21 protein-coding genes are annotated in these 19714 nt (G+C 54.8%); 5 read left to right on the plus strand and 16 right to left on the minus strand.

The annotated features are described in order from the left end of the window. Nucleotides 1-24: 24 nt before the first annotated feature. The 3 genes from pabA to ppiA form a co-directional block, all read right to left on the minus strand. A complete protein-coding gene (gene pabA / locus LCD46_21030) occupies nucleotides 25-588 on the minus strand; it encodes an aminodeoxychorismate synthase component 2 (GenBank protein UOY70477.1) in 564 nt (187 codons plus the stop codon). Between the two features lie 30 nt (nucleotides 589-618). Then, nucleotides 619-1203, minus strand: coding sequence for a putative adenosine monophosphate-protein transferase Fic (locus tag LCD46_21035; GenBank protein UOY70478.1), 585 nt, complete (start codon nucleotides 1201-1203; stop codon nucleotides 619-621). A gap of 104 nt (nucleotides 1204-1307) precedes the next feature. Continuing rightward, nucleotides 1308-1880 carry a peptidylprolyl isomerase A gene (gene ppiA, locus LCD46_21040; protein UOY70479.1) on the minus strand — a complete coding sequence of 191 codons (573 nt, stop codon included), beginning with the start codon at nucleotides 1878-1880 and terminating at the stop codon, nucleotides 1308-1310. A gap of 277 nt (nucleotides 1881-2157) precedes the next feature. Between ppiA and tsgA the strand changes: the two genes are divergently transcribed. Next, the gene (tsgA, locus tag LCD46_21045; protein ID UOY70480.1) at nucleotides 2158-3342 is read left to right on the plus strand and encodes an MFS transporter TsgA; all 1185 of its coding nucleotides are present in this window, start codon (nucleotides 2158-2160) and stop codon (nucleotides 3340-3342) included. Nucleotides 3343-3359: 17 nt separating this feature from the next. Here the strand turns inward: tsgA and LCD46_21050 are convergent, their stop codons facing one another. Beyond that, nucleotides 3360-4661: a cytosine deaminase gene (locus LCD46_21050; protein ID UOY70481.1), complete on the minus strand. Its 1302-nt coding sequence runs from the start codon at nucleotides 4659-4661 to the stop codon at nucleotides 3360-3362. Nucleotides 4662-4900: 239 nt separating this feature from the next. On the opposite strand from LCD46_21050, the gene nirB reads away from it, so the two are divergent. From nirB to LCD46_21070, 4 genes are all read left to right on the plus strand, one after another. Continuing rightward, on the plus strand, nucleotides 4901-7444 hold the full coding sequence (nirB, locus tag LCD46_21055) for a nitrite reductase large subunit NirB (protein ID UOY70482.1): 2544 nt from the start codon (nucleotides 4901-4903) through the stop codon (nucleotides 7442-7444). Continuing rightward, complete coding sequence (gene nirD / locus LCD46_21060) at nucleotides 7441-7767, plus strand: nitrite reductase small subunit NirD (GenBank protein UOY70483.1); 327 nt, start codon at nucleotides 7441-7443, stop codon at nucleotides 7765-7767. The genes nirB and nirD overlap by 4 nt, the downstream gene beginning before the upstream one ends. A gap of 109 nt (nucleotides 7768-7876) precedes the next feature. Further along, entirely contained in the window at nucleotides 7877-9250 is a 1374-nt protein-coding gene (gene cysG, locus LCD46_21065) for a siroheme synthase CysG (GenBank protein UOY70484.1), read from the plus strand. Between the two features lie 142 nt (nucleotides 9251-9392). Beyond that, a complete protein-coding gene (locus LCD46_21070) occupies nucleotides 9393-9563 on the plus strand; it encodes a YhfL family protein (protein UOY70485.1) in 171 nt (56 codons plus the stop codon). Between the two features lie 143 nt (nucleotides 9564-9706). Here LCD46_21070 and trpS read toward each other — a convergent pair whose 3' ends face one another. The 12 genes from trpS to LCD46_21130 all read right to left on the minus strand — a co-directional run bounded on the left by trpS (nucleotide 9707) and on the right by LCD46_21130 (nucleotide 19687). Then, complete coding sequence (trpS, locus tag LCD46_21075) at nucleotides 9707-10711, minus strand: tryptophan--tRNA ligase (GenBank protein UOY70486.1); 1005 nt, start codon at nucleotides 10709-10711, stop codon at nucleotides 9707-9709. Further along, nucleotides 10704-11465: a phosphoglycolate phosphatase gene (gene gph, locus LCD46_21080; GenBank protein ID UOY70487.1), complete on the minus strand. Its 762-nt coding sequence runs from the start codon at nucleotides 11463-11465 to the stop codon at nucleotides 10704-10706. Before gph ends, trpS begins: the two co-directional genes overlap by 8 nt. Next, nucleotides 11458-12135, minus strand: a complete 678-nt coding sequence (rpe, locus tag LCD46_21085) for a ribulose-phosphate 3-epimerase (protein UOY70488.1) — start codon at nucleotides 12133-12135, stop codon at nucleotides 11458-11460. Before rpe ends, gph begins: the two co-directional genes overlap by 8 nt. A 41-nt stretch (nucleotides 12136-12176) precedes the next feature. After that, nucleotides 12177-12989, minus strand: coding sequence for an adenine-specific DNA-methyltransferase (gene dam, locus LCD46_21090; GenBank protein ID UOY70489.1), 813 nt, complete (start codon nucleotides 12987-12989; stop codon nucleotides 12177-12179). A 67-nt stretch (nucleotides 12990-13056) separates the two neighbouring features. Beyond that, the gene (damX, locus tag LCD46_21095; protein UOY70490.1) at nucleotides 13057-14364 is read right to left on the minus strand and encodes a cell division protein DamX; all 1308 of its coding nucleotides are present in this window, start codon (nucleotides 14362-14364) and stop codon (nucleotides 13057-13059) included. 92 nt (nucleotides 14365-14456) lie between these two features. Further along, the gene (gene aroB, locus LCD46_21100; protein UOY70491.1) at nucleotides 14457-15545 is read right to left on the minus strand and encodes a 3-dehydroquinate synthase; all 1089 of its coding nucleotides are present in this window, start codon (nucleotides 15543-15545) and stop codon (nucleotides 14457-14459) included. 57 nt (nucleotides 15546-15602) lie between these two features. After that, complete coding sequence (gene aroK, locus LCD46_21105) at nucleotides 15603-16124, minus strand: shikimate kinase AroK (protein UOY70492.1); 522 nt, start codon at nucleotides 16122-16124, stop codon at nucleotides 15603-15605. Between the two features lie 286 nt (nucleotides 16125-16410). Then, on the minus strand, nucleotides 16411-17649 hold the full coding sequence (gene hofQ, locus LCD46_21110; GenBank protein ID UOY70493.1) for a DNA uptake porin HofQ: 1239 nt from the start codon (nucleotides 17647-17649) through the stop codon (nucleotides 16411-16413). After that, on the minus strand, nucleotides 17561-17965 hold the full coding sequence (locus LCD46_21115; GenBank protein ID UOY70494.1) for a DUF2531 family protein: 405 nt from the start codon (nucleotides 17963-17965) through the stop codon (nucleotides 17561-17563). The genes hofQ and LCD46_21115 overlap by 89 nt, the downstream gene beginning before the upstream one ends. After that, nucleotides 17955-18416 carry a HofO gene (locus LCD46_21120; protein ID UOY70495.1) on the minus strand — a complete coding sequence of 154 codons (462 nt, stop codon included), beginning with the start codon at nucleotides 18414-18416 and terminating at the stop codon, nucleotides 17955-17957. Before LCD46_21120 ends, LCD46_21115 begins: the two co-directional genes overlap by 11 nt. A 3-nt stretch (nucleotides 18417-18419) precedes the next feature. Next, nucleotides 18420-18914 carry a PilN domain-containing protein gene (locus LCD46_21125; protein UOY70496.1) on the minus strand — a complete coding sequence of 165 codons (495 nt, stop codon included), beginning with the start codon at nucleotides 18912-18914 and terminating at the stop codon, nucleotides 18420-18422. Continuing rightward, nucleotides 18911-19687: a DNA utilization protein HofM gene (locus LCD46_21130; GenBank protein UOY70497.1), complete on the minus strand. Its 777-nt coding sequence runs from the start codon at nucleotides 19685-19687 to the stop codon at nucleotides 18911-18913. Before LCD46_21130 ends, LCD46_21125 begins: the two co-directional genes overlap by 4 nt. Nucleotides 19688-19714 lie beyond the last annotated feature (27 nt).

Genomic DNA, 19714 nt, shown 5'->3' on the forward strand with positions numbered 1-19714 from the left:
AAATCACGACAAGGCAATCAATATTCAGCGTTTAAGGAAATTTGCCAGCAGCGCGTGGCCCTGTTCGCTGAGGATGCTTTCCGGGTGGAACTGTACGCCTTCGAGATCCCATTCGCGGTGACGAATCCCCATGATCTCCTGCGTATCGCTCCAGGCGGTCACCTCAAAGCAGTCAGGCAGCGTCGACGGGTCAATCACCAGTGAATGGTAGCGCGTCACGGTTAACGGATTATTGAGCCCGCTGAATACCCCAACGCCAGTGTGGGTGACCGGAGAGGTTTTACCGTGCATCACTTTCGCGGCGCGCACGATAGTGGCACCAAACACCTGCGCAATGGCCTGATGGCCAAGACAGACGCCGAGGATCGGCAGCTTGCCGGCATAGTGCTGGATAACCTCCAGCGAAATACCCGACTCCGACGGGGTGCAGGGGCCGGGTGAAATCACGATTTTCTGCGGAGCCAGTGTTTCAATATCCGCCAGGCTAATGTCGTCGTTGCGGCGGACAACCACCTCTGCACCCAGCTCACAAAAATACTGGTAAAGGTTCCAGGTGAAGGAATCGTAGTTATCAATCAGCAGAATCATGGCGGCTCCCGAAAAAAATGCCGCCCTATTCTACTCAGATTCCCGCGCTTCGCTCACTACTTTGGCAAAGATAGCGTTTAGCGCGGTTAAATCTCCCGTTGCGCCACTTCGGTTAGCCACCACCCACTGGTCGGGATCGATATCGCGCCAGTCCAGCGAGTAGCCCGCGTGGAGCGCCAGCTGCTCGAAGAAAACGCGTTGGGCAATACCGTTGCCGCGCATAAACGGATGCAGCATGTTGATTTCGCAGTAATAGTGGCTAACTCTGTCAACAAACGCCGCTTTCTCAAGACCCACGAGATACTTTTCGCTTTCCAGCGCCGCCATCAGCTCGTTACCCATCTTCTCGATGTATTCGAAATGGCAGAAAGGAATGTCGCCCTTAAAAATATCGTCGGTACGTAACTCGCCTGCCCGCTTCATCTCTCTGCGGTACAAATGGCGGTGAATAAGGCACAGATGGGGCAAACCGGGGGCAGAAGGCCCCAGTTCCAGCGTCTCAATGTGGGGCTCTGAAGGACCATTACCTTTTTCAAGGAGGCAACTGGCCTGAAAATTGACGTTACGCTGCTGCTCCCAGAGACGGGATTTTCGCTTATCGGTGAGTTTTTTCACTTAACGCCTCCCTGAATAGTCCGTTTGCCACAAGTATAAGCAGCAAAACGCGCTTTCGCAGGGAGGGGCAAAACACGGGCGGGGGACGCCCGTGTCAAAAAACGTTATGGCAGAACTTTTGCGGAGAGGATAACGACAGGCTTTGACGGCACATTCTGGTATGGGCCGACATCATGGGTAGGCACCTGAGAGATCTTGTCCGCCACATCCATCCCTTTCACAATTTTACCGAAGACGGCATAACCGAAGTCACGCTGGCCGTGGTCGAGGAAGGCGTTATCCGCCACGTTGAGGAAGAACTGGCTTGTCGCGCTGTCTTTATCTGCTGTACGCGCCATGGAAATGGTACCGCGCTTGTTCAGCAGACCGTTGTCCGCTTCGTTTTTAATAGGCGGGTTCGGCTGCTTCTGCTGCATTTGCTCATTGAAGCCGCCACCCTGAACCATAAAGCCCGGGATCACGCGGTGGAAAGTGGTGTTGTTATAGAAACCACTGTTCACGTAGTCGAGGAAGTTTTTCACGGAAACAGGGGCTTTCTGGCTATTCAGCTCCAGCTCAATGTTCCCGGCGGAGGTGGTCAGCAGGACGTGAGGATCTCCTTTTGCTGCCAGCGCAGCAGGGGAAACGGCAGAAAGAGCAAACACAGCTGCGACAGCCGCCAGTGTTGATTTGAGCATGAGAATTCCTTAACAAAGCGCAGTATAAAAAGCGAATGGCATGATTCTAAAGAGCAGTATGAACGGAGACCAGCCTTTTACCTAATTTTACGAATTTGAAACAGTTGTAACCACGCAAACGGTTGGCTTTAGCGCCATATTTTGTGATCGCTATCACACAAAATAATGCAATGAAGTTCTAATTTCTCTTAAAAGATATGAATGGATCACTTTAATGTCTAAAATCTGCCCGCTCTCAGCGCCCTCTGGGCGCTTTTCTTTTTTGAACAGGCCAGACATGACTAACAGCAATCGCATCAAGCTCACATGGATCAGCTTCTTCTCCTACGCCCTGACCGGCGCGTTGGTGATCGTCACCGGGATGGTGATGGGGAATATCGCAGACTACTTCCAGCTGCCCGTATCCAGCATGAGTAACACTTTCACCTTCCTCAACGCGGGGATCCTGATTTCTATCTTCCTGAATGCCTGGCTGATGGAAATTGTTCCGCTGAAAACGCAGCTGCGTTTTGGCTTTGTGCTGATGGTCGCCGCCGTGGCGGGTCTGATGTTGAGCCACAGCATCGCCCTGTTCTCCGCCGCCATGTTTGTGCTCGGTCTGGTCAGCGGGATCACCATGTCGATCGGTACGTTCCTCATTACCCACATGTATGAAGGCCGTCAGCGCGGCGCGCGTCTGCTGTTTACTGACTCCTTCTTCAGCATGGCCGGGATGATTTTCCCGATGGTTGCCGCCGTTCTGCTGGCACGCAGCATTGAGTGGTACTGGGTCTATGCCTGCATCGGGCTGGTCTACGTGGCGATCTTTATTCTGACCTTCGGCTGTGAATTCCCGGTGCTGGGTAAAAAAGCGCAGACCACGGCAGAACCTGTCGCGAAAGAGAAATGGGGTATCGGCGTGCTGTTCCTCTCTATTGCCGCCCTGTGCTACATCCTGGGTCAGCTGGGCTTTATCTCCTGGGTACCGGAATACGCTAAAGGTCTGGGCATGAGCCTGAACGATGCGGGCAAACTGGTGAGCGATTTCTGGATGTCTTACATGTTCGGCATGTGGGCGTTTAGCTTCATCCTGCGCTTCTTCGACCTGCAGCGCATTCTGACCGTGCTGGCAGGCATGGCAACCGTGCTGATGTACCTGTTCATTAACGGGTCGCCGGAACATATGCCGTGGTTCATCCTGACCCTGGGCTTCTTCTCCAGCGCGATTTACACATCAATCATCACGCTGGGCTCGCTGCAGACGAAAGTGGCCTCGCCAAAACTGGTGAACTTCGTGCTGACCTGCGGCACCATCGGCACCATGCTGACCTTCGTCGTCACGGGCCCGATTGTAGCGCACAGCGGTCCTCTGGCAGCGCTGCACACCGCGAACGGTCTGTATGCCGTGGTGTTTATCATGTGCCTCGTCCTGGGCTTCGTGACCCGCCACCGCCAGCATAACGTGGCGGCAGCTTCTCACTAATCGCCTTGCCCCTTTGCTTAATCAGAGGGGCTGTTTCTGGCAAAGCTCACCTCTTCCCCACCGCTGTCCATCTGGATCCACGTCTGCGCCAGCTGCGTGGTGGCAATAATCCGCCCCTGACGAATCGACCAGCGCACCGGCACCTGGCAGCGCACCGCTTCAAATCCGCTCTCTGCCGGCAGGATTATCAGGTTTGCCGGGTTCCCCGTTGCGATACCGTAATCACTCAGACCAAAGGTTCTGGCACTGTTGTGTGTAATCAAGTTCAGCCCGCTGTCGATTTGCGGATAGCCCATCATCTGGCAAACATGCAGTCCCATATGCAGCACCTGCAGCATGTTGCCGGTGCCGAGCGGGTACCACGGGTCAAACACATCATCATGGCCGAAGCAGACGTTGATGCCCGCTTCCTGCAGCTCCTTCACCCTGGTGATGCCGCGACGCTTCGGATAGTCGTCAAAGCGTCCCTGCAGATGAATGTTCACCAGCGGATTCGCCACAAAGTTAATGCCCGACATCTTCAGCAGTCGGAACAGCCGCGAGGTGTATGCACCGTTGTAAGAGTGCATAGCGGTGGTATGGCTGGCCGTTACCTGCGCACCAATACCGGCCTCATACGCCAGCGTGGCGACCGTCTCCACAAAGCGGGACTGCTCGTCGTCGATTTCATCACAGTGGATATCCAGCGGGCGGTCATATTTCTTCGCCAGCTCGAAGGCGATATGCAGAGACTGCACGCCATATTCCCGGGTGAATTCGAAGTGCGGGATCGCCCCCACCACGTCAGCCCCCAGTTTTAACGCCTCTTCCAGCAGCGCCGCGCCGTTCGGGTACGAAAGAATACCTTCCTGCGGGAACGCGACAATTTGCAGCGTCACCCACGGGGCAACCTCCTGTTTCACCTCCAGCATCGCCTTAAGAGCAGTAAGCGTCGGGTCGGAGACATCTACATGGGTGCGGACAAACTGAATGCCGTTGGCAATTTGCCACTTCAGCGTTTTCCAGGCACGCGCTTTGACATCGTCATGACTGAGCAACGCCTTACGCTCCGCCCAGCGCTCAATCCCTTCAAACAGCGTGCCGGACTGGTTCCAGTTCGGCTCACCTGCCGTCTGGGTGGTATCAAGATGAATATGCGGCTCAATAAACGGCGGGATCGCCAGCCCTCCACGGGCATTTAAGACTTCATAACTTTCGGCGTGGGTATCGTCCATTGGGGTAATGTCACCAAATCGCCCGTTCTCAATGGCGAGTTGCCACAGCCCTTCCCGACCCGGTAAACGAACATTCTGAACAAGCCATAACGGTGTTGTAGACATACCTTTCCCCTAAAAAACGCAGCTGATATTCAGGCGTACCGATTTTTCAACGATCGTCCCTGAGTTGTACACAAATTCAACGACAACGAAAAGCCTTCGATTTCCGCCACTTATAAAAACCCTGACAAATCAGTCGCATACCACCTAAGGAGTAGGCGAAGACGTATTTGATTTGCATCAATAATCGCCATAGCTGAATCGTTAAGGTAGGCAGTAATAGAAAAGAAATCGAGGCAATAATGAGCAAAGTCAGACTCGCTATCATCGGTAACGGCATGGTCGGCCACCGCTTTATTGAGGATCTTCTCGATAAAGCTGACGCTGCCCAGTTCGACATTACCGTGTTCTGTGAAGAACCCCGCAAGGCGTACGACCGTGTGCACCTGTCTTCCTACTTCTCACATCATACCGCTGAAGAGCTCTCTCTGGTGCGTGAGGGTTTCTACGAGAAGCATGGCGTAAAAGTACTGGTGGGAGAACGCGCTATCACCATCAACCGCCAGGAAAAAGTGATCCACTCCAGCGCCGGACGCACGGTTTTTTACGACAAGCTGATCATGGCGACGGGCTCCTATCCGTGGATCCCGCCAATCAAAGGCTCGGAAACCCAGGATTGCTTCGTCTACCGTACCATTGAAGACCTCAAAGCCATTGAAAACTGTGCACGTCGTAGCAAACGCGGTGCAGTAGTTGGTGGCGGCCTGCTGGGTCTGGAAGCCGCAGGCGCACTGAAAAACCTCGGCGTTGAAACTCACGTCATCGAATTTGCCCCGATGCTGATGGCCGAGCAGCTGGACCACATGGGTGGTGACCAGTTACGTCGTAAAATCGAAAGCATGGGCGTGAAGGTTCACACCAGCAAAAACACCAAAGAGATCGTCCAGGAAGGCACTGAAGCGCGCAAAACCATGCGTTTTGCCGACGGCAGCGAGCTTGAAGTGGACTTTATCGTCTTCTCCACCGGGATACGTCCGCGCGACAAGCTGGCTAACCAGTGTGGACTGGCCGTTGCTCAGCGCGGCGGTATCATGATTAACGATACCTGCCAGACCTCTGACCCGGACATCTACGCAATTGGCGAGTGCGCCAGCTGGAACAACCGCGTGTACGGGCTGGTCGCCCCCGGCTACAAAATGGCGCAGGTTGCCGTTGACCATATCCTTGGAACGGAGAACGCCTTCGAAGGCGCAGACATGAGCGCCAAGCTGAAGCTGCTGGGCGTAGACGTTGGCGGTATTGGCGATGCGCACGGTCGTACCCCGAACTCGCGCAGCTACGTCTACCTCGACGAAAGCAAAGAGGTCTACAAACGACTCATCGTCAGCCAGGATAATAAAACTCTACTCGGCGCGGTGCTGGTAGGCGACACCAGCGATTATGGCAACCTGCTGCAACTGGTGCTGAATGCCATCGAGCTGCCGGAAAACCCGGACGCCCTGATTCTGCCTGCTCATGCCTCCAGCGGCAAGCCGTCTATCGGTGTCGATAAACTGCCGGACAGCGCGCAGATTTGCTCCTGCTTCGACGTCACCAAAGGCATGTTGATTTCCGCTATCAACAAAGGTTGCCACACCGTGGCGGCACTGAAAGCGGAAACCAAAGCCGGTACCGGCTGCGGCGGTTGTATTCCACTGGTCACCCAGGTGCTGAACGCCGAACTGGCGAAACAGGGCATCGAAGTGAACAACAACCTGTGCGAACACTTCTCTTACTCTCGCCAGGAGCTTTACCATCTGATCCGCGTGGAGGGCATCAAATCCTTCGACGAACTGCTCGCAAAACACGGCCAGGGTTATGGCTGCGAAGTGTGTAAACCGACCGTCGGTTCTCTGCTGGCCTCCTGCTGGAATGAGTACGTTCTCAAACCAGAACATACGCCGCTTCAGGACACCAACGACAACTTCCTGGCAAACATCCAGAAAGACGGGACCTATTCCGTTATCCCACGCTCTGCCGGTGGTGAAATCACCCCGGAAGGGCTGGTCGCCGTAGGTCGCATCGCACGTGAATTTAACCTGTACACCAAAATCACCGGTTCCCAGCGTATCGGCCTGTTTGGTGCGCAGAAAGACGATCTGCCGGAAATCTGGCGTCAGCTGATTGAAGCGGGCTTCGAAACCGGTCATGCGTATGCCAAAGCGCTGCGTATGGCCAAAACCTGCGTGGGTAGCACCTGGTGCCGCTACGGCGTGGGCGACAGCGTGGGCTTCGGCGTGGAGTTGGAAAATCGCTACAAAGGCATCCGCACGCCGCACAAAATGAAGTTCGGCGTCTCCGGCTGTACTCGTGAATGCGCAGAAGCACAGGGTAAAGACGTGGGTATTATCGCTACCGAGAAAGGCTGGAACCTGTACGTATGCGGCAACGGCGGGATGAAACCCCGTCACGCAGACCTGCTGGCAGCGGATCTCGACCACGATACGCTGATTCAGTATCTCGACCGCTTCATGATGTTCTACATCCGTACCGCCGACAAGCTGACCCGTACCGCTTCCTGGCTGGACAACCTGGAAGGCGGCATCGACTACCTGAAGTCAGTCATCATCGACGACAAACTGGGCCTAAACGAACAGCTTGAAGCCGAGATGGCTCGCCTGCGCGACGCGGTGATTTGCGAATGGACTGAAACCGTGAACACCCCGGCGGCACAGACGCGCTTCAAACACTTTATCAACAGCACCCAGCGCGACCCGAACGTGCAGGTTGTGGCAGAGCGCGAACAACATCGTCCGGCGACGCCTTATGAACGTATTCCGGTGACTCTGGTGGAGGAAAACGCATGAGCCAGTGGGTAAACATCTGCAATATTAACGACATCCTGCCTGCCACCGGCGTTTGCGCGCTGCTGGGTAAAGAGCAGGTCGCGATTTTCCGTCCTCGCCATGATGAACAGGTTTTTGCCATCAGCAATATCGATCCGTTCTTCGAGGCCAGCGTGCTGTCCCGCGGGTTGATTGCGGAGCATCAGGGCGAGCTGTGGGTCGCAAGCCCGTTGAAAAAGCAGCGTTTCCGCTTAAGCGATGGCTATTGCATGGAAGATGAGAGCCGCTCTGTGAAGCACTACGACGCCCGCGTGAAGGACGGCATGGTGCAGCTGAAAGGCTAACCTCCGCCCTTTTAGGGATAACGGCAGGAAATTCGTATGTTCCTTACGATCCCTGCTGTTATCCTGACGTCAATTCTTACCCCTTCCATAAATGCTACGAGGTAACGTCGTGGATCACCTGCCGATTTTTTGTCAATTACGCAACCGCGACTGCCTGCTCGTGGGCGGCGGCGATGTGGCCGAACGCAAAGCGCGCCTGCTGTTAGAAGCGGGTGCCCGTTTGACCGTCAACGCCCTCGACTTTGCCCCACAGTTTGAGGTCTGGGCCCAGGCAGGAATGCTCACGCTGCAGCAGGGTGAGTTTAATGAATCCCTGCTGGATACCTGCTGGCTGACGATTGCCGCAACGGACGACGATGAAGTGAACCAACGCGTGAGCGATGCCTGTGAGGTACGCCGTATCTTCTGCAACGTGGTGGATGCGCCGAAAGAAGCCAGCTTCATCATGCCGTCGATTATCGACCGTTCCCCGCTGATGATTGCGGTGTCGTCCGGTGGCCGCTCCCCGGTACTTGCTCGCCTGCTGCGGGAAAAACTGGAGGCTGTGCTGCCACAGCATCTTGGTCAGATTGCGCATTATGCCGGGCAGCTGCGTTCACGCGTGAAGCAAACCTTCGCAACCGTAGCTGAGCGACGTCGGTTCTGGGAAAAATTCTTTGTCAACGACAGGCTGGCGCAGTCGCTGGCGAATCAGGACACGAAAGCCGTTGAAGAGACGACCGAACAGTTGCTGGCCGAACCGCTTGATCACCGCGGTGAAGTGGTGCTGGTGGGTGCAGGGCCGGGAGATGCAGGCTTGCTGACGCTGAAAGGCCTCCAGCAGCTCCAGCAGGCCGATACTGTGGTTTACGATCGCCTGGTCTCCGATGACATCATGAACCTGGTTCGCCGCGACGCCGACCGTGTTTTCGTAGGCAAACGCGCGGGCTACCATTGCGTGCCGCAGGAAGAGATTAACCAGATCCTGCTGCGCGAGGCGCAAAAGGGAAAACGCGTGGTGCGTCTGAAAGGTGGTGATCCGTTTATCTTTGGCCGTGGCGGCGAAGAGCTGGAAACCCTGTGTGACGCGGGTATTCCGTTCTCTGTCGTGCCCGGCATTACGGCGGCATCCGGTTGCTCAGCCTACTCAGGCATTCCGCTGACACACCGGGACTACGCTCAGAGCGTGCGTCTGGTGACGGGCCACCTGAAAACCGGCAGCGAGCTGGACTGGCATAACCTGGCCGCAGAAAAACAGACGCTGGTGTTCTATATGGGGCTGAACCAGGCCGCTACAATTCAGGCGAAACTGCTTGAGCACGGCATGGATGCAGATATGCCTGTCGCACTGGTGGAAAACGGTACCGCCATTACGCAGCGCGTGGTAAATGGCGTGCTGACGCAGCTTGGTGAACTGGCGCAACAGGTTGAAAGCCCGGCGCTGATTGTAGTGGGTCGCGTGGTGGAACTGCGCGGTAAACTCAACTGGTTCTCCAACCACTAACGCATATTATTCCTTCCCTGAGTAGTCTTTAAGCGGACTACTCCCCTCTTACTGCTGTCGATAACATACCGCCCCGAAGTGGAACTTTCCCCTTTATTCCCTTGAGTTACATCTCATTTTCGTTTTCAGACAAGGAATGCGTATGTTTAAACTGGCAAAAGCCGCCGTTCTGGTCGGCCTGTTATCGACTCTGACGGCTTGCACCGGTCGTGTAGAAAACACGAAAAATAACTGCAGCTACGATTATCTGCTGCACCCGGCGATCTCCATTTCGAAGATCATCGGTGGTTGCGGCCCGGCGGCACAGCAGTAAGCGTTTTTCAGGCGTAAAAAAACCGGGAATTTCCCGGTTTTTTATTTAGGGAAGTGCGGCCTGATGCCCTCACCCTGGCCCTCTCCCACGGGGAGAGGGAACAAACCCTAAAAACGGTAACGTGGTTACCGTTTTGCTTTTACTTAAGGCTTACCCACAAACCCAATCGCTTCATACACCGCTTTCAGGGTTTCAGATGCGCGCGCACTGGCTTTTTCCGCGCCGTCTTTCATCACCTTCTGCAGGAAAGCTTCGTCATTACGATAGCGGTTATAGCGCTCCTGCAGCTCAGTCAGCATGCCAGAAACGGCATCCGCCACTTCACCTTTCAGGTGGCCGTACATCTTGCCTTCAAAATGCTGTTCCAGCTCAGGAATGCTCTGACCAGTAACCCCGGAGAGAATATCCAGCAGGTTGGACACGCCCGCTTTGTTCTGCACGTCGTAGCGCACGACAGGCGGCTCGTCGGAATCAGTTACCGCACGCTTAAGCTTTTTCACGACCGATTTCGGATCTTCCAGCAGGCCGATAACGTTGTTGCGGTTATCGTCAGACTTGGACATCTTTTTGGTCGGTTCCAGCAGTGACATCACGCGTGCACCGGATTTCGGAATGAATGGCTCTGGTACCTTGAACACATCGCCATAAATCGCATTAAAGCGCTGGGCAATATCACGGCTCAGCTCCAGGTGCTGCTTCTGGTCTTCACCAACAGGAACCTGGTTAGTCTGATACAGCAGGATGTCTGCAGCCATCAGTACCGGATAGTCAAACAGACCGGCGTTGATGTTTTCAGAATAGCGTGCAGATTTATCCTTGAACTGAGTCATGCGGCTCAGCTCACCGAAGTAGGTGTAGCAGTTCAGCGCCCAGCCCAGCTGTGCGTGCTCTGGCACGTGAGACTGAACGAAAATGGTGCTCTTCTCAGGATCGATGCCGCAGGCCAGATACAGCGCCAGGGTGTCCAGCGTGGCTTTACGCAGTTTCTCAGGATCCTGACGCGCGGTAATCGCATGAAGATCGACGATGCAATAAATGCAATGGTAATCATCCTGCATGCTGACCCACTGACGTAACGCACCCATGTAGTTACCAATGGTCAATTCACCTGAAGGCTGTGCGCCACTAAAAACGATGGGCTTAGTCATTATTCAATTCCTGATGTTCACTGTGTGAAAGCCCGAGTGCGGGCAACAAATCTTTGAAGTGGTCGAACACGACGTCCGGCTCACTTAGCGTGATGGCCTCACCGTAGTTGTAGCCGTAGGTTAACCCGACGGAAGGACACCCAGCCGCCCGGGCAGCCAGAATATCATTGCGTGAATCACCAACAAAGAGCAGCTCCGCAGGCGTTAAGGATAATTTTCCTGCCACCAGCAGAAGCGGTTCCGGATGCGGCTTTTTGTTTTGCACGTCATCACCGCCGACAATGACAGTGAAATACTTCGCGATATCCAGCGCTTCAAGCAGAGGTGCAACAAACGGCGTTGGCTTGTTGGTTACCAGCCCCAGCGGGATGCCTTTCGCATGCAGTGTGCTCAGGGTTTCCTGGACGTCCGGGAACAGGAAACTCCCTTCCTCGACGGTCTCTTCATAGAAACGATCGAACAGTTTGCGCAGAATACGCAGTTGCTCGTCCTTCGGGATGTCGGCATGATCGACGCTCGGTTTACCCTGCGCCGAACGCTGCGACGCACGCTCCTGGCGAGCCCACGTCAACGCACGCTCCATCAGCACGTCAGCGCCGTTGCCGATCCACGTTACCACACGCTCTTCACCCGCAACGGGGAGTTCAAGCGCATACAGCGCCTGATCAACGGCGCTTGTTAAGCCCGGCGCGCTGTCGACCAGCGTGCCGTCGAGGTCGAATGCCACACCCCGAATTGTCTGCAATTTATCCATGACTTACCTTTGCCAGTTCACGGCGCATTTCATCAATGACTTTTTTGTAATCCGGTTGGTCGAAAATTGCCGAACCTGCAACGAACATATCCGCGCCCGCTGCCGCAATTTCACCAATGTTATTCACTTTCACACCGCCATCCACTTCCAGACGAATGTCGTAGCCTGATTCATCAATACGACGACGCACTTCACGCAGCTTATCCAGCGTGTGAGGAATGAACGACTGGCCGCCAAAGCCTGGGTTAACGGACATCAGCAAAATTACGTCCAGCTTATCCATCACATAATCAAGATAGCTCAGCGGCGTTGCCGGGTTAAACACCAGACCCGCCTTACAGCCGTTCTCTTTGATCAGCTGCAGCGTGCGATCCACATGTTCAGAGGCTTCCGGGTGGAAGGTGATGATGCTGGCTCCCGCTGCGGCAAAATCCGGCACGATGCGGTCAACCGGTTTCACCATCAGGTGTACGTCGATCGGGGCGGTAATGCCATAGTTACGCAGCGCCTTAAGCACCATCGGACCGATGGTCAGGTTAGGAACGTAGTGGTTATCCATCACGTCGAAATGGACGACATCCGCGCCTGCCACCAGTGCGTTGGCAGTGTCTTCACCCAGGCGGGCAAAATCGGCCGACAGAATTGAGGGAGCAATCAAAAACTGTTTCATCCGCTTCTCCTTGAAATGTGTTTACCGGCGGGCAAAACGGCTCAGGGGCGATAAAGAGCCAGGAGTTCGTCCACCTTTTTACGTGTGCCGCCGTTGCTGCTGATGCTACGCCGCACCTTAACCTGAAAATGCTTCGCGGCTTTGTACCATTCGCGCGTATCAGGGGTATCGTGATTCGAAATTAACACCGGAATTCTTTTGCTGACCAGCTTTTCCGCCATCTCAGCCAGGCGCGCCTGCTCGGCAGGGCTGAAGCTGTTGGTGTGATAGGCAGTGAAATTCGCCGTCGCAGACAGCGGCGCGTAAGGGGGGTCACAGTAAACCACCGAGTTTACGCCTGCCAGTTCCATACACTCTTCATAGGAGAGGCAGTGAAACTCAGCATTCTGTGCTTTTTCAGCAAAGTGATACAGCTCGTCCTGTGGGAAATACGGCCGCTTATAGCGTCCAAAAGGCACGTTAAATTCACCACGAAGATTATACCGACACAGGCCGTTGTAGCCATGTCGGTTAAGATAGAGGAACAACAACGCCCGGCGGAACGAATCCTCACTCTGATTGAACTCCGCGCGGAACTGGTAGTAAATGTCCGGGTTATTGTTCTCAGGCGTAAACAGTTTACGCGCCTCTGCGACATACTCATCGGTACGCAGTTTGACGATGTTATAGAGGCTGATAAGGTCGCTGTTGATATCCGCCAGGATATAACGAGAAAAATCGGTGTTCAGGAACACCGATCCCGCGCCCACGAAGGGCTCGATAAGACACTCACCTTTCGGCAGGTGCTTTTTAATATCATCGAGCAGGGGGTATTTCCCCCCTGCCCATTTCAGAAAAGCGCGATTTTTTTTCATGCTGACTAACTGATTACACCTTCTCCGGCTGTGGAGAAAGCTCCGACAGCATCCTGCGCTTTAAACATTACTTCAGATCGGCCTGAACCTGATGAATCGGCTTCGCCCACGGGTTTTTCGCCTGAACATCAGCAGGCAACGTCGCTACGGCACGCTTCGCTTCATCTTTAGACGTATAAACGCCGCTGACCAACACATACCACGGCTGGCCGTTACGGGTCGTCTGATAAACCACGTAGTTTTTCAGATTGGATTTCTTCGCCCAACTGTTGAGGTTGTCATAGTTAGACGAACTGCTCAGCTGCAGCGTGTAGTTGCTGGAAGGTGCAGCTTTAAGCGAACCTACGTTACCTGCTGTTTTGCCTGCTGCAGCGCTGGAGGCTGTTGCAGATGCCGCAGGTGCAGCAGTCGTCGTCGGTGCTGTCGTGCTCGCCGTGGCTTTCGGTGCAGTCTGTGTAACTGGCGCTTTTGCTGGCTCGCTCACCGCAGCCGTTTCAGTATGTTTCGGCTGCGCCGGAACAGCTTTCACTTCAGGCGCTTTCACCACTGCCTGAGGTTTAGTTTCGCGTTTAGGTTCAATCACCGCCTGCTTACGTTCAGGACGTGTTGCAGTCTGCGTCTGGCGCGGCTTGGTTTCGGTCGCAGCAGTTTGCTGCTGAGCGTTACCACCGCGAACCGGGGCAACGGTTGCAGGTTCAGTTGGCAGCGTAGAGTTAACCACGGCGTTATCCATCTGCTGCTGGTTTTGCGGCTGCGTCAGTGCATTATTCAGGTCTCCCTGAACTTCTACACGCTGCTGACCTTCAGGCGTAACAGGTGCCTGGCTCTGAGCTGGGTTTGAGGAAACGGGCGGCAGAGAAACATCCTGTGGTGCTGGTGCTGTGGTGTTTCCTGCGGTCTGCTCTGCAGGGGTAGTACCCGGTGCAGGCTGCGCGCCATTTGCCTGATTAGCCGCATCGTTACCGGAGAGGTTGATGCTCTTCTCAGCGGAAGCGGTTTGCTCGGTTGAGTTCGTTGATGGTGCTTTAAGTGCAGAACCAATGCCGACAATCAGCAGCACAAGTACCAACACGCCAAGCCCCATCATAAGATACTGGCGGGAAGCCGGTTTTGGTGCAGCGGCTTTCTTACGTTTACGCGGGCGACGCTCTACAGGCTCTTCGTCCATTGAATCTTCTTCGGACTCATAATCCTCTTCTGCTCGCTCATCGTGCGCGTTGCGGCTGCGCGAGGGGCGACGATCGTCTGCATCCAGATCAACATCGTCAAAGTTGATCTGCGGCTCGTTATCACGTTCTGAAGATTGACGAGAACGACCAGTACGACGATCGCTGGGATCGGGTTTCAGCTCGTCTTCTGGTTTGAATTCATCCATTTAACACCCCACTCAAAGGCTTATGCCAACGACTTTGCATTTCACCTGAAGCTAAACGACCACCTGCAACAGTGGCCTGACCTTTCTAGTTGTTACGCCTGCTGACAATCAGCGATAGCGCCAAGAACGACATCGTGCGGCACTCCGCCGCGCACTTCACTCTTCCCTATTGCAAGCGGGAGTACAAGACGCATCTCACCTGCCAATACTTTTTTATCGCGCATCATGTGGGGTAAATACGCTTGTGCCGACATCTCTTGCGGCCCGGTCACCGGCAAGCCTGCACGCTCAAGCAGCGCGATGATGCGCGCCGTTTCATCCGGTTTAAACTGCCCCAGACGTTCAGAGGTGCGAGCAGCCATCACCATTCCGGCAGCAACCGCTTCACCGTGAAGCCAGTTACCGTAACCCATTTCGGCTTCAATCGCGTGACCAAACGTATGCCCAAGATTCAGTAAAGCACGTAAGCCCGTTTCACGCTCGTCTGCTGCGACAACTTCCGCTTTCAGCTCACAACAACGACGGATGCAATATGCCAGTTTGGCCTCATCCAGGCGCAGCAACGCATCCATATTCTCTTCAAGCCAGTCAAAGAACTCGCCATCCAGAATAATGCCGTATTTGATCACTTCCGCAAGACCCGAAGCCAGCTCGCGCTTCGGCAGCGTTTTCAGACAGTCGAGATCCACCACCACCGATGCGGGCTGGTAGAATGCGCCAATCATGTTTTTGCCAAGCGGATGGTTGACCGCAGTTTTGCCGCCAACAGAAGAGTCGACCTGAGACAGCAACGTAGTCGGAATCTGAATAAAACGGACACCACGTTGATAGCTTGCAGCCGCAAAGCCGGTGAGATCGCCCACAACACCGCCGCCCAGGGCAAGCAATGTTGTATCGCGACCATGCGGTTTTTGCAGCAATGCGGTAAAGACGGTATCCAGTACCGTCAGACTTTTATACTGCTCGCCATCGGGCAGAATGACACTGTCGACTTTTACGCCCGCCTGCTCTAGCAGGTGGCGTACACGGTCAAGATAAAGCGGAGCCAGCGTCTCGTTGGTGACCAGCATCGCCTGATCACCCGCTTTCAGTGGTAAAAAGGAAGCTGGGTCGTTAAACAAACCAGCCGCGATGGTGATAGGGTAACTACGTTCCCCGAGAGTAACTGTAATCCTCTCCATGACGCGACATCCACCTTTAATGCTTTTACCCGCAGGCGAGTGTATATAAAGCCAGAATCAGTTGCTTTCCAGCATATGAATAATCTGGTTTGCAACCACTTTAGCGCTCTGATCGTCAGTACGAATGGTCACATCAGCAATCTCTTCGTACAGCGGATTGCGTTCATCGGCCAACGCTTCCAGAACTTCGCGTGGTGGCGTTTCAACCTGCAGCAGCGGGCGCTTTTTATCACGCTGCGTACGTGCCAGCTGTTTCTCGATGGTCGTTTCAAGATAGACCACTACGCCACGGGCGGAGAGACGGTTGCGGGTTTCGCGAGATTTTACAGAGCCGCCGCCTGTTGCCAGCACAATGCCCTGTTTTTCCGTGAGTTCGTTGATCACTTTTTCTTCTCGGTCACGGAAACCTTCTTCGCCTTCTACGTCGAAAACCCAGCCCACATCAGCTCCGGTTCGTTTCTCAATCTCTTGATCAGAATCGTAAAATTCCATATTGAGTTGTTGAGCTAACTGACGCCCAATAGTGCTTTTGCCGGCACCCATAGGCCCAACCAGAAAGATATTGCGTTTCTCTGCCATTTTATCGGTACTACTAAGACTATTCGTTAATGGTAATCCCCGCTTCGCAGACACCCAGCGTAGCAGGACATGAACTGAAACCTCATATGCAATAGAGCGAGAGTCAGACTAAAAATTATCTCAATACTCCGGCTTGTTTGGCAACTGATTAAATCACCGCGCCGGGCGCATAAGGTAATAAGACGTAAGTCCAACTCAAATCGGTACTCCTTGTATGCTAATTCATGCCCCACGTCAAACATCTGCAACAAACTGAATGCAAAATCATTGCGGGGATCGTTACCCGTCAGTGAATACCGACCAGACGTGGTGTAATAAACACCACTAACTCACGCCGTTCGTTGTCTTTTCCATCATGACGAAAAAGCTGCCCAATCCAGGGGATGCGACCCAATCCCGGCACGCTATCGCTGCCGGTTTTGTTCTTCTGCGAAAAAATTCCACCCAGCGCCAGTGTTTCTCCGCTTTTTACCTCCACCTGCGTTTCGATCTCCTGTTTGTCGATCGCCAGCGTTTCACCGTCAGCCTGCTGCAGCACCTGCCCCGGCATATTTTCACTGATGTGTAATTTCAGACGCACGCGTCCCCCCGGCAATACCACGGGCGTCACCTCCATCCCTAATACCGCCTCTTTAAACTCAACGGAGGTCGCCCCGCTTTCACCGCTTGAAACCTGATACGGGATCTCACTCCCCTGTTTGATGCTGGCCGGTTGCATGTGCGAGGCCAGCAGTCGCGGGCTGGCGATGATATCAACCTGCTGTTTTTGCTCCAGTGCTGACAACTCCAGATCCAGCAGCCGACCATTAATTCGCCCGATATTAAAACCCACGTGGCTGGTGGCGCTGGCTACGGAAAGATCGCTGCCAAGAGTGGTGAACTGACCAACTTTGCCCGCGTCGGTGGCGTCGGCGAGATTCCACTTCACCCCTAGCTCACGCAGGCTTTTTTCATTGATGGTCACAATATGCGCCGCAAGCTCTACCTGCTCGACGGGAATATCCATCTGAGCGGCCCAGCGCTGCAGCGTATCCACCACCGTCTTATTATCCCGAACCAACAGGCGGTTAGTGCGCTTGTCGAGTGATAAACTTCCCTTTGGGCTCAGGAGTTTTTCGGCTGCTTTTTGTAGCTCCCCGGCATCGGAGTAAGAAAATGAGAGACTTTGTGAGACCAGCGGGGCATCCAGCTGCCGACGCGTCCGCTCCTGCTCTGAACGCTCCCGCTGTTCGCGCTGCCAGGCCGCAGTATGGACATAAAAAATGCCACCCTCCTCCCGTATAACAAGTCCGGCGCTGGTGACCACCGTCTGTAGCGCTTGTCGCCAGGGGATGCGCGTCAGGTTAAGTGAAAGCGAGCCGCTAACATCCGGTGATACCACCAGATTACGGTTCTCCTGCGCGACCAGTGCCTGTAGCACCTGAACCACAGGAACATCATCCACCACCAGCGTGACGGGTTTTGGTACGGTGGCCCACAGCGGTTGGCAGAACGCCAGCAGCAACAGCATTATCCTTAAGTTCATTTTTAATCGTTCCTTCTCGTTGCCACGTCCATTGTCCAGGTTCACATGTGTCACCCACATCAACAACCAGTGCTGACTCATTGATGGCTTTTACCTGCCAGCCCACCGGGAAGCGCTGATGCGTTTTCAGGCGATACCAGCGCTTTTGCCCATCCTGTAAGATGCCAACCGTTTCATGACCCGCCACCATACCGCGGTAGTGCCACTGCAACAGTTGACCACGACTGCAAGGATCGTCCGGCGGGCGAAACGGATCGCGCATACCGGTCAATGTCAGCACCGAACAAACCAGCAAGCAACGCACACTATTTCGCATGATCTGACTCCAGCTCCAGCCGCAGGCGTAACAACGCATCCTGTGGCGCAATAGCGAAAGCCGCGACCTGCACATCCCGCTGTGCCAGCAGGGAAAAAATGGTCGGGATCGCCGGCCATTCAGCATCCAGCGTCAGTTCTCCTCCCCTTTGCGACGGCTTCCAGTGAACCAATTTCATACCGTCCCCCTGAAAATCGAGCGGTGAAAAGGGCTGCATCTCCTGCACTTTCGGAGAGGCTGGGCTAAAAGGTATCTTACTGGCTGCGGGCCATAGCGATGCATTAGCCCGCGCATCCTGCATCAATTGCCGCTGGAGCTCAGCACACAGCCTGTCTACTGGGTGGAGCAACATGCTCCATGCGGCCAGCCCGGCAAAGAGAATACTCAGACACCAGCAAAGCACCCGATGCCATGGACGGTTTTCACACCAGCGTTCCAACAGGGTGTCCACACGTTACCTCTCACTTTTCAGATTAAATGTGAACATCCAGTGTCCCTGGCTATCCTGGCGGATCTCCCCTGCGGGTCCTGTCGTGAACCCGTCGAGTTGTCCAGGTACGTCACGCAGCGCAGAAAGAGCTGGCAGGGTAGTGGCATACCCGATAAGCATCAGAGCAGGAGGCTGGTAACGCAGTTCAGTCAGCCAGACCTGCGGCGGCATGACGCTGGCAAGTGATTCCAGCACCGGTTGCCATGCGTGTCGTTGACGTTTCAGTGCAGGCATCGGCACCTCTGTGGTCAGCGTCTGGCGAGACATAAGCGTGTGACGCACGGACTGCATTCCCGCCAGTTCAGCTCGCAGAGCGTGCAGCCTCACCAGGTGGTTTATCCTCAGGCAGAAAATGACCATCAGCATCACCAGCCATGCGCCGACGAACATCGCGCCCCAGAAACGCAGACAACGCGCCCGCCGTTGCTGTCGCCACGGTATAAAGTTCGTCATGTTCACTCAGGGACCTCGCTCATGGCCAACGCCAGCGCGACGGTGTAATCAGCACCGCATTCCGGTAGCGGGGCATGGCAGCGCTCCAGGGTTTCCCATGGGTCACGTCGGCTATCAAACAGCGCGATATCGCCCGGACTCAGAGCCAGCAGCGCCGCCAGTTCCGTCACGTTTGCAGCTTCTGTGGTAAAGCGGCGTCCCCACTGATGACGCATAGCCCAAAGCCACTGATGTTCATCTCGCCAGGCGACGCAATACGCCGGGGCAACTGCGGGAAGAAGGTTCGCCAGTGCGCTGGCATCCGGGGTAATCGTAACCAGCCGCAAACGTAGCGTTTTCGCCAGCGCCAGGAGAGTTTCAACCTCTTTGTTTTGTGCGGCGGTAACATGAAATGTGTTGCTGAACGTGTCCTGCACGTAATCGAAACAGAGCGTTTCTGCTGGTATCTCCAGTTCGCGCGAGAGTGCCGCGCCCAGCCATGAAAGTTGCTCGCTGTCGCGCAGCGCAATGCCCGGGCGGGGAAGTGAGCGTTGCAGGGTGCGTGCTGCCGGGAAAGAGAGGAACACACGGTGGTGGTGCGGCAACGTCTTCCGCCAGTCGCGCAACGCGTCAACCAGCTGTTCTGGCTGGCATATTTTACCTTCCCGAATGACGCCTTCGGTCAGAGGGATTACCCACCAGCGACGCAAGCACCAGCCAGTTCTCTCCCGGGCCAATGCGACGATGAGCACCCTATCCTGTTGAATATGAACGCCCGTTTGCCATGTTTTGAAAGCCATGCTTCACGATCTCCTTATCGCCCGTCA

Source organism: Enterobacter ludwigii, from assembly GCA_023023105.1.
GTDB lineage: Bacteria > Pseudomonadota > Gammaproteobacteria > Enterobacterales > Enterobacteriaceae > Enterobacter > Enterobacter adelaidei.